Source organism: Campylobacter sp. BCW_6871 (genome assembly GCF_001762325.1).
Taxonomy (GTDB): Bacteria; Campylobacterota; Campylobacteria; order Campylobacterales; family Campylobacteraceae; genus Campylobacter_D; species Campylobacter_D jejuni.
Map to the genome: position 1 here is coordinate 1 of NZ_MJWQ01000046.1, position 2,612 is coordinate 2,612.

At 32.4% G+C, this 2,612-nt stretch carries 1 protein-coding gene; it reads right to left on the reverse strand.

The genetic code is table 11. From position 1 onward, the window contains the following. Nucleotides 1-35: 35 nt before the first annotated feature. Nucleotides 36-2,612 (reverse strand): autotransporter outer membrane beta-barrel domain-containing protein (locus AJ930_RS10300; protein WP_186820860.1); only part of this gene is annotated, 2,577 nt, incomplete at its 5' end.

Genomic DNA, 2,612 nt, shown 5'->3' on the forward strand with positions numbered 1-2,612 from the left:
AAACTAATTAAACTAAGGTATGATCTTTTATAAGATTACCAAAGATAATTAAACTGAGCAAATCCTGTATGGGTATTGCCATCTTTATCAAACATTCCATTATAGTTTAAACTAAAATAGAAAGCTTCATTAACAGGAACGATAAAAGAAGTGCTTACAAATTTTTGTATTCTTGGTAAATCAAACTCATCACTTACTTTTATATTTCCAAATCTAGCCTCAGCTTCTACTTTAGGATTGATATTAAACTTAGCTCCAAGTTCTACTGAAGTTTTTAAATTAGGCAACCAATCTCTAAACCAAGTAAGACTTGTTTTAGTAGAGAAAAGATTTAAATAGTTTGCATAGGTTCTTTCTCCACCTTGAACTGATGCTTGTCCTATAGTGTCTTTCATAGAAAAAGCTTCAGTATAACCTCCTTCATAAGCAAGACCTATTTCAGGGGAGAATATATCTTTATTAGAAATAAAATTCATACCTAAGGCTGTATTGACTCCATAAGCATAAGAATTAGGTTCAGCTTTAGCTTCATTATTTCCTATTTTTTTAGTTAAATCATTTTTAATCAAAGCAGCTTTACCTTGAGCTTTGATATAAACTTCTTGACCTTTTTCTGTAGTAAATAAGGTATTAAAGTATTTTAAACCTGCATAATAGGTTCTATTATTAATATCAAAATAAGTTGAACCCATTCTTGTATCTTCATAACCTGCATACACGCCATATATTCCACTGTCTTTTAAAGTAGAATAACCTATAATGGTTCCTTTAGTGTGTCCTTTGCTTTCTTCATTTAAAGAAAGTTCAACATTCTGTGAAGAAGCATAAGGAAGGATGAATAAAGAATGTTCTTTATTAGAACCATAGCTTCCATTATTTAAATCACTCTTTATATAATCACTTGCATCTGCATATAAATTACCCTTTTCAGACATAGCAATGCTTTGAGACTTACTTGAAGAAGCTAAAGCAAAGCTTTGCATAGAATTACCCATAACATTGTCTATAAAGGTAGATCTTCTTGAAGTAGTAGAGATTAAAGATCTAAAGGTTGCTCCAGATATGGAAGCACTAAGATCAAACCTTTTATGAACTTTTCCTGTTATTGGATCATAGATTAAATCAATTTCCCCGCTACCATTGGTTCCTATATTGCCAATATTATCTGGTTTTACCCCTGAGATGATATCATTTATATCTCCTATTCCATCTAGATCAGCATTGCCTTGATCAACGGTTATATTATCTACTTTTACATTATCCGTATTGCTTCCACCTACAACTATAGTGTCTAATTTACCCGTATCTTTATCTGTAGTAACAAGCCAATCTTCTATGACTATGCTACCAGATCCGCTGTTAACTAAATGATTACCACTATTATCTTTATCTATGGTTCCTTGGTTATTAACAAAGATGGTTCCACTACCTTCATTTTTAATACCACTTGTAATAGTCGCATCAGAATCATTTTTTAAACTTAAATTATTATTACTTTTATTGAAAATATTACCATAAATAATTCCATTGTCAGTATTTAAAATACCGCTTCCTTTTGCCGAAGCAATAAGACCTTCATTTTCAATAGTGATTCCGTATTCTTGTTTTTCTTGTCCTTCTTTTCCAATGGTTCCAGTATTTATAATACCCCCATTACCACCTTGGATAGTTCCAGATACATTGATGCTAGTATTTACTTGCTTACCACCGCCTATATAAATACCTGCATTACCACCTTCTAATCTACCCCCTTCTTTAACTTCAATACCTTCACCCTCAATACCATTTTTACTTCCATCTATATGGATTGCATCATTGCCTGCTTTAATAACACCACCACTTTCTATAGTGATTTTACCAATATTAACGGGCTTTTTATTTGTATCAAATGCATAAAAAGTTATACCATTGTTGCCTGCTTCTATAGTTCCACTATTTTTAAGGGTTTCTATCTTGTTGCCATCACCTATGAAGATAGCATTGCCGTTTTGATTTTTGATTAGGCCTGTGTTTTCAAAATTTTTAATAGTGGAGCTTGTTTGAAGCCAACTTTGAATGAATATTGCTCCTGATAATTGTTTGGCTCCAGATGTTCCTTCTATAGTACCAGTGTTTTTAAAATTATCTATAGTAGTGCTTGATATATTTATACCTACTCTTCCTGAAAGAATACCTGAGTTATCAAAATTTGTTATAGTAGAAGCTTGAAGATTGACTCCGACGCTTGCATAAGAAGCTCCATTAACCCCTCCTGGATCTGTTTTTCCATCACCTTTTACAGTTCCGCTATTGATAAATGTTTGGATTGTAGAGTCACTAATATACATTCCATGATTTACCCAATTGTTTGCCTCTTGGCTACTACTTTGAATAGTGCCGCTATTTTTAAGAGTTTGTACATTAGTATGAGTAAACTGGACCGCTTCTTTATTTGTTGAACTTATAACTCCAGTATTGTTAAAATTATTAATCGTAGATTTATTATTAGCACCGCCTTCGAAAAAAACTCCTTTATCGCTTGAAGCTATAGTTCCACTGTTATCAAACTGATCCACAGTGAGAATTCCTGAGTTTTTATTTCCCCAAACTCCCATATAAATTTGACCATTAAC